General features: G+C 53.7%; 13 protein-coding genes. 8 read left to right on the top strand and 5 right to left on the bottom strand.

Annotated elements, in window-relative coordinates:
* Positions 1 to 253: 253 nt before the first annotated feature.
* From U8U01_RS16640 to U8U01_RS16620, 5 genes are all read right to left on the bottom strand, one after another.
* Positions 254 to 412, bottom strand: a complete 159-nt coding sequence (locus U8U01_RS16640; protein ID WP_322176685.1) for a hypothetical protein — start codon at positions 410 to 412, stop codon at positions 254 to 256.
* Positions 357 to 1433 (bottom strand): site-specific integrase, encoded by a 1077-nt coding sequence (locus U8U01_RS16635; protein ID WP_322176683.1) that lies wholly within the window; start codon positions 1431 to 1433, stop codon positions 357 to 359. The genes U8U01_RS16640 and U8U01_RS16635 overlap by 56 nt, the downstream gene beginning before the upstream one ends.
* Before the next feature lie 9 nt (positions 1434 to 1442).
* Entirely contained in the window at positions 1443 to 1667 is a 225-nt protein-coding gene (locus tag U8U01_RS16630) for a type II toxin-antitoxin system MqsA family antitoxin (protein ID WP_322176681.1), read from the bottom strand.
* Positions 1664 to 1969, bottom strand: coding sequence for a DUF4258 domain-containing protein (locus tag U8U01_RS16625; RefSeq protein WP_322176679.1), 306 nt, complete (start codon positions 1967 to 1969; stop codon positions 1664 to 1666). Before U8U01_RS16625 ends, U8U01_RS16630 begins: the two co-directional genes overlap by 4 nt.
* A gap of 209 nt (positions 1970 to 2178) precedes the next feature.
* Positions 2179 to 2853 carry a helix-turn-helix domain-containing protein gene (locus tag U8U01_RS16620; protein WP_322176677.1) on the bottom strand — a complete coding sequence of 225 codons (675 nt, stop codon included), beginning with the start codon at positions 2851 to 2853 and terminating at the stop codon, positions 2179 to 2181.
* A gap of 131 nt (positions 2854 to 2984) precedes the next feature.
* On the opposite strand from U8U01_RS16620, the gene U8U01_RS16615 reads away from it, so the two are divergent.
* The 8 genes from U8U01_RS16615 (at position 2985) to U8U01_RS16580 (ending at position 6022) form a co-directional block, all read left to right on the top strand.
* Positions 2985 to 3185: a helix-turn-helix domain-containing protein gene (locus U8U01_RS16615; protein WP_322176676.1), complete on the top strand. Its 201-nt coding sequence runs from the start codon at positions 2985 to 2987 to the stop codon at positions 3183 to 3185.
* A gap of 4 nt (positions 3186 to 3189) precedes the next feature.
* Positions 3190 to 3444, top strand: coding sequence for a hypothetical protein (locus tag U8U01_RS16610; RefSeq protein WP_322176674.1), 255 nt, complete (start codon positions 3190 to 3192; stop codon positions 3442 to 3444).
* Entirely contained in the window at positions 3441 to 3566 is a 126-nt protein-coding gene (locus U8U01_RS16605) for a hypothetical protein (RefSeq protein ID WP_322176672.1), read from the top strand. The genes U8U01_RS16610 and U8U01_RS16605 overlap by 4 nt, the downstream gene beginning before the upstream one ends.
* Entirely contained in the window at positions 3563 to 4315 is a 753-nt protein-coding gene (locus U8U01_RS16600) for a phage replication initiator YdaU family protein (RefSeq protein WP_322176670.1), read from the top strand. The genes U8U01_RS16605 and U8U01_RS16600 overlap by 4 nt, the downstream gene beginning before the upstream one ends.
* The gene (locus U8U01_RS16595; RefSeq protein WP_322176668.1) at positions 4312 to 5145 is read left to right on the top strand and encodes an ATP-binding protein; all 834 of its coding nucleotides are present in this window, start codon (positions 4312 to 4314) and stop codon (positions 5143 to 5145) included. The genes U8U01_RS16600 and U8U01_RS16595 overlap by 4 nt, the downstream gene beginning before the upstream one ends.
* Positions 5146 to 5247: 102 nt before the next feature.
* Positions 5248 to 5511 carry a hypothetical protein gene (locus U8U01_RS16590; RefSeq protein WP_322176666.1) on the top strand — a complete coding sequence of 88 codons (264 nt, stop codon included), beginning with the start codon at positions 5248 to 5250 and terminating at the stop codon, positions 5509 to 5511.
* Positions 5508 to 5843, top strand: a complete 336-nt coding sequence (locus U8U01_RS16585; RefSeq protein WP_322176664.1) for a hypothetical protein — start codon at positions 5508 to 5510, stop codon at positions 5841 to 5843. The genes U8U01_RS16590 and U8U01_RS16585 overlap by 4 nt, the downstream gene beginning before the upstream one ends.
* Complete coding sequence (locus U8U01_RS16580; protein ID WP_322176662.1) at positions 5840 to 6022, top strand: hypothetical protein; 183 nt, start codon at positions 5840 to 5842, stop codon at positions 6020 to 6022. Before U8U01_RS16585 ends, U8U01_RS16580 begins: the two co-directional genes overlap by 4 nt.
* Positions 6023 to 6384 lie beyond the last annotated feature (362 nt).

The raw sequence follows: 6384 nt of genomic DNA, 5'->3' as shown, positions 1-6384 counted from the left end.
ACCACACTTGATCGCTTATGTCGTGTCTGTGATAGGAAGCATCCATCTTTTCCTCTCCTGTCTTTTTTGATGCTTCCATTCTATCACAATTCCTCTACCTTGTGTAGACACTATCTAGAGTTATGCGAATTTTTTGCGGGTTATAGTTACGCCGTGTCCCTTGCCATTATCCCAAAAACCGCAAGAGTAAAGACCAAATAAAGACCAACAAAGACCAAATTCAAGGGGCCTCCTTCTGACGGGGGCCCTTGCTCTACGCTTTTTTCTGCATCAAAACATCGTCCAGCACCTGCGCCGCTGCGGCCTCTGCACTGCGGATGGTCTCAGCATAGATATTCATGGTGGTGCTGGTTTGGCTATGGCCCAGCCTGGCCGCAACCGTGCGCACGTCTACGCCGCCGGTAATCAGCAAGGTAGCGTTTGTCTGCCTCAGGGAATGCAGGGGACACATGAGGCAAGCCTGCCCGTTCCAAGATACGCCCCAGCCGCTTTTCCGGGGTGCTGGGCTGCATGGGCGTGCCGTTCTGGTTCGTGAACAGCCGGGGGGCGCTGTCCCACTCCACGGCCCACAAGTCCCCGCGCTCTAACCGGGTGCGGGCCTGCTCCACCTTATACACCCTCAGCAGCTCTACCAAGGATGCAGGAATTTTCGTCGACCGGGCCGAACTGGCAGTTTTGGGGGTATCGGTATACATCCCCCGGTCATTGGTATACTGTGAAGTTCGCCGCACGGTGATGACCCCACTGTCAAAATCAATGTCCGGCCATTCCAGCCCCAGCAATTCCCCCCGCCGGTAGCCTGTCAGCAAGGCCAATGTGAACAACACCCGGTCTTCCAGAGACTCCTTTTCCAATGCCTCCAACAAGCGGCGGGCCTGCTCGTCATCCAGGCAGACAATTTTTGAGGCTGGCCTTTTTGGCGCGGCAACAGAACAGGGGTTGTGGTCTATCAGCTCATTCTTCACCGCATAGCCCATGATGGACGAACAGAAACCGTAATAGTTCCAAACGGTCTTGGGCGAGAGGGGCTTGCCGGTGTACTCATTCTGCCCCGGCTGGACAAGCTGAGCGAAAAAATCCCGGAAGTGCTGGGGCTTTAGCTTATCAATGCGGATGTGCCCGATAGCCTGATAGGTGCGCCGTGTCATCCAGCGGTATTCGTGGACGGTCTTAGCCTTTAGGTGGGTGTCGGCGTATTCCGTAAACCAGCGTTCCGCGAACTTCTCAAAGGTGATATGCGGGTCGCCCCCGCCGCTTTTGCATTGTTCCTCAAAGAGTACAACAAAGCGGTTCAGCTCTTTTTCCACCTGTTTTTCCGTCATGCCTGGCCTGGGTTTCCATGTGGTAGAGCGGATCACCTGCCTGCCCTTGCTGTCATAGCCCAGAGAACAGCGAATGCGGTAGGTTTCCCCGCGTTTGGTGATGGTCGCCATAGCCTCCCCCTATGCCGCGCTGTAAGTGACAATCGCCACCTCAGACACCGCCTGCCGGGCGGCTTTTACAATGTCTTCCAGCCGCCCGGCCACTTCATCTGTGTAACTGACCTCCCCGCACTGGGGGCACACCAGCGAAGGCACGTTCTTCACAATAATAAAGCAGTGGTCCACTTCGGTCATAAAATTGGTAAGCTGTTCCTTCCATTCGGATTTGCAGTAAAAGCAGGTCATGGTCTTCCCTCTTTTCTGGTTTTATAGTCCGGCTCCCATTCATTGGGGTCTGGCCGGTATGCGGTGATGACAAATAACCTGTCCTCTGCCATGCCGCAGACTATGTGCAGTGGCCCCGCCCCCAGAAGTAAGCAGCTGGGGTAAGGGTGGTCGCTTGGGTAGTCTTCGATGATTTCCCCCGCCAGCAGCACGGCCTTCACATCCTCACGGCTGATGTCCCGCTGGAACATCCGGGCCAGGCAGTGGCGCGTCCATAGTATTTTATTCGCCTGACAAAGGGCTTTTATGCGTTCGGCCTGCATGGCAAGCCTCCTTTCGCTGTAAGGGTGTCATTTGAAATTACCCCCTTCTCATACCCTGTATGCAACGCAGGAAACCCACCCAATATCATTGGGCTGGCTCTTAGGCGTTTGCTTGGCCGTACCGATTCGTCACACCTTCTCCCCGTGCATGGGGCAGGTCTTAAACACCTGCCCCTCTATTTCGCTCTCAGCGGCCCACTAAGGCCCTTCTACTTGTCTTCTGGGGTAGTTTCACCTTCTGGGGGTGTAGCAGCTTGTGGGGGCTGTTGTGGAGGTCTTGGCGGTCGTATGGGTAAAATATCAATATATCCCCGCTTTTCAGCATCTTCATAATTTAGGGTTTCCACTGCACCTTCAAACATTTGCGAAAGTGTTATTTTTGCTATCAACGTAAGGTTATTAAGGAATCTCAGATACTGGGGACCACGCAAAATATAAAATGTGTCATTTCGTACATTATGCAAGAGGATATTATCTTTATCATCGGGGATGAATACGGCGTAACAACCCATCTGTGCTAGAAATTTAGTTGCACTATACATCAAGTCAAAATTATCTAAGTCTGGCAACTCAGCTTTTGTAAATATCTCTTCTGAGGTTTTTATAAATTTCTTAATTTTTTCTTGTTCGTACCCATCAGCTTTTAAAGTTTCTTGCCGACGCTTTTTAATCCTCTTCTCAGATAAATTACCAATACCCATCAGCTCATCAACGGTGGTCTCTAGTGCTTGTGCTATCTTTTCCAAAGTAGCATATTTGGGGTTACGCTTATCTCTTTCCCACTGGCTAATGCTTTGATAAGGTACACCAAGCCTTTCAGCCAGTTGAGCCTGCGACACGCCAACTTTTTCTCTAGCAGCTTTTATACGTTGTCCCGTAGTCAATGATCATCACCCCTACTTAGTTTACCACAACTGTTGAATGAGTACAAGCAAAAGTTTTAGAAAAATCACTTGACATACACAGTCATTTGAGTTATACTGATAGTAAATCAAATGATTGTAGAGGTGAACCCATGAGAGTCGACCGAGTAAAGCTGATAGCCGAAATGGCAAGACAGGACCTCACCGTTCTAGCGCTGGTAGAGCGTTCCGGGCTGTCCCGAGTAACGATCACCGGGGTCAGGAGCGGGAAAAGCTGCTCGAAAGCCAGTGCCGAAAAGCTGGCAAAGGGCCTGGGCATCCCCGTGAGCGAAATACTTGAGAAAGGAGCGTGAGCAGATGGAACCGACGCAATTTACCCAGGTGGCCACCATCCCCAAAACCGCCCAGCGGTGCAAGGCCGAGGGGATCGGGCTTTCGGCCCGGCAGCTGCGGTGCCTGTGCAAAACCGGCGGGCTAAAGCACGTGATGATGGGCCGCACCGCCCTGATCTACTGGCCCAACCTGCTGGCCCTGCTGGAAAGCGGCGGGCAGCAGGAGGCCCCCCCTCAGCCGCAGTGGGGACAGATACGCCCCATTAAGGAGCGCCTATGAACAAATTTACGGCGTCCGGCCGCCTGAGCGCCGGAACGGAAAACGGCCTGCTGCTGCGGGAGCTGGAAACCTTGGCCGGCCTGTCTGCCCGGGCGGTAGAGGGGAAGGAGGGGATGCGGTGACCTACATAGACTATCTAAACGATTTCAACCACTGGCTCGAAAGCAACACTCTGCCGGGGAATGCGCAGTTGCTGTACTTCAAATTGTTGAACGTCTTCAACCGCGCCGGATGGCCGGAGCAAGTGCGAGTAGATACCCTGCGGCTGATGCAGATGACAGATAGTATGGACAAGCGTACCGTATACCGTGCAAGGGACAAGCTGGCCGAGGCGGGATTTATCACTTTTGAAAAGGGGGTGAAAGGGAAACCTACGCAGTTTACCCTTCAAGCTATTGGGCGCAAAAACCCTACCGAAAGTGGTACCCAATCCAGTACCAAAAACGGTACCAAAAGAAGTACCAAATGTGGTACCGAAAATGGTACCCATATAAAGACCTTAGATAAAGACCTAGAAAAAGACAATATCCCCCCTAAATCCCCCCAGGGGGAAACCCCGCATTTGGTTGGACAAGCCGAAACCGGCTTTGGGGCCGAACTGCAAGCGGCCTTTGACCAGTGGCTTGCCTACAAGCGGGAACGCCGGGAGGGGTACAAGCCCACGGGCCTGCAAAGCCTGATGACCCAGATCCGCAACGCGGCCAGCCAGCACGGCGACAGCGCGGTGGTTGGGGTGATTCAGCAGAGCATGGCCAGCGGCTACCGGGGCATTGTGTTCGACCGGCTGAAAAGCCGGAAACCGGAGGGCATCGCGCCGGCAAGTAGCGTGGCGCCTGACTACAAAAACGCCAACAAGGAGTGGAGCCTATGACAGGTTACGAAAAACTGCTGCAACACGCGGCAGAGCAGGCAGAGGGACTTTACCAGCCCCAGGATGAGGATTATGTGGGGCCGGATGGTCTGCTGTATTGCGGCAAGTGCCACACGCGCAAACAGCACCGGGTACTGGTAGGCGGCGAAGAGAGGCTCATCGGTCAACTGTGCCAATGCCAGGCCGAGCAGAAACGGGCCGAGAAACAGGCGATAGAGCAGCAGGCTGGCGCTCAGCGGCTGCAAAGGCGGCGTAAAGAGCTGATCACCAACAAACTGCTGTTGGATTGTAGCTTTCAGGGCGCCGTTGAGACAGATGTGATCAAGAAGTGCCGGAACTACGCCCAGGCCCTCTGTCGGGGCAGGGTCGGCAACAGGGGGCTGCTATTGTGGGGCGGCGTGGGCAGTGGAAAAACCTTTGCTGCCGCCTGTGTGGCGAACTTTGCCATTGACAATGGCGTTGTCGCCAAAATTACGTCCTTGCCTCGTGTCAACGGGTCCAATATGGATGAACGCCGGAAGTTCCTGGACGCTATGCCCGGCTGGGGCCTGCTGGTGCTGGACGACCTGAGCACTGAACGGGACACGGCCACGGCCAACGAGACCACCTTCCAGGTCATCAACACCCGGTATGAGAGCAAAAAGCCCATGATTATCACCACGAACCTTTCCATCGAACAGCTGCACCACCCCGAAAACCAGCACCAGGCCCGCATTTATGACCGGGTGCTGGAGGTGTGTACACCGTTGTTCTGCGGCGAAACCTCCATGCGGAAAACAGCGGCCCGGAACAACCTTGAAAAAATGCGGAAGATTTTGCAGGGAGAATGAAAAAACCGCTTGCCCATGTTGGCGCATGGTAAGCGGCGGGGTGGAACGGCTGGGGAGCCATATTCCACCCCTAGTATATCAAAAATCTAGGAGGTTTGCAAGATGAAAGATTTTGCTGTAATCGTTGCCATTTTGGATGAATTGTTGCAAGAGGTCAAGAAAACCAATCGCCCGCCCCAAAAGGCCAGCGATATGACTTACGAGGAAAGCCTCAGGTTTTGTGCAGAACGAGGGATATTTTGTTTCGAGTACCACCGGCGACACCCGGACAGTGTACGTGTACAACGCTCTGCTCAAAACGGAATTCCGCCATGCGATTCACCGAAACATATCATGGAATACGTGGAAGGAGGCGAGGCGATATGACACTTGCAAAACATCAAATCGACCTGGCCGATGACATTATAAACACGATTGAAACCGGCGAGGAATGGGAGAGTATCGAAGTCCATGACCCCTATATCAAACAGTGTACCGACGTTCTTTACCATGTGCTGGACCCGTTGGAAGATGAGCTGGGGGGTGAGCGCGTCGAGGCGCTCAAGTCTGCCATTTTCGGCTACTCCAACAGCGTACAAAGGGCCGCAATCCTGTACGGTATGAAAGTGGCTGCAACCCTGCATGATGTCATCCATAACCCCACAGCGGTTACCCAGTGCGTAGCCGATCGGGTTACAGAAAGGAGAAAGGCTACATGAAAATAGCCCTCACCTACACCGCCCAAGAGGCCCGGCAAGCGGCGGGAATCATCCACCTGATACGCGGACACTTGCCCGGCGTTATGGCCCGCAAAAGCGACCGCAGCGCCCCCTTTTACCACGTCTATTTGACCACTGGCAAGACCGGGAAAGCCCAGGGTTCCGGGGAAAATGCCTGACCTACCCCCCGCAAAAACTGTCAATTTTCTATCAACTTTTTATCAATCCCGGCACTTTGGTTGACACATCAACCGCTGCATGGTATAATTTACTTACAAGGCATGGAGTACCGCCAATAGGCAGAGCATTGCAAACGCAAGGCATGGGAATCAGCTGACCGCTGGTGTTCCATGCCTTTTTTATTTTAGCCTAACTCAGGCGTAAACGGAGGTATTTGCTATGACAGAAAACATCACCAACACCGAACAGCAGGCCACTCAGACCCCGGAGGCAAGCGGGGGCGAAAAGCTGTTCACCCAGGCCGAGCTTGACCGCATCATTGGGGAGCGGCTGGCCCGCGCCAAAGCTGACAAACGCACAG

Source organism: Acutalibacter caecimuris (genome assembly GCF_034335085.1).
GTDB classification, from domain to species: domain Bacteria; phylum Bacillota; class Clostridia; order Oscillospirales; family Acutalibacteraceae; genus Acutalibacter; species Acutalibacter caecimuris.
Note: the sequence above shows the minus strand (reverse complement) of the source record. Positions and strands in the feature narration are given on the sequence as shown.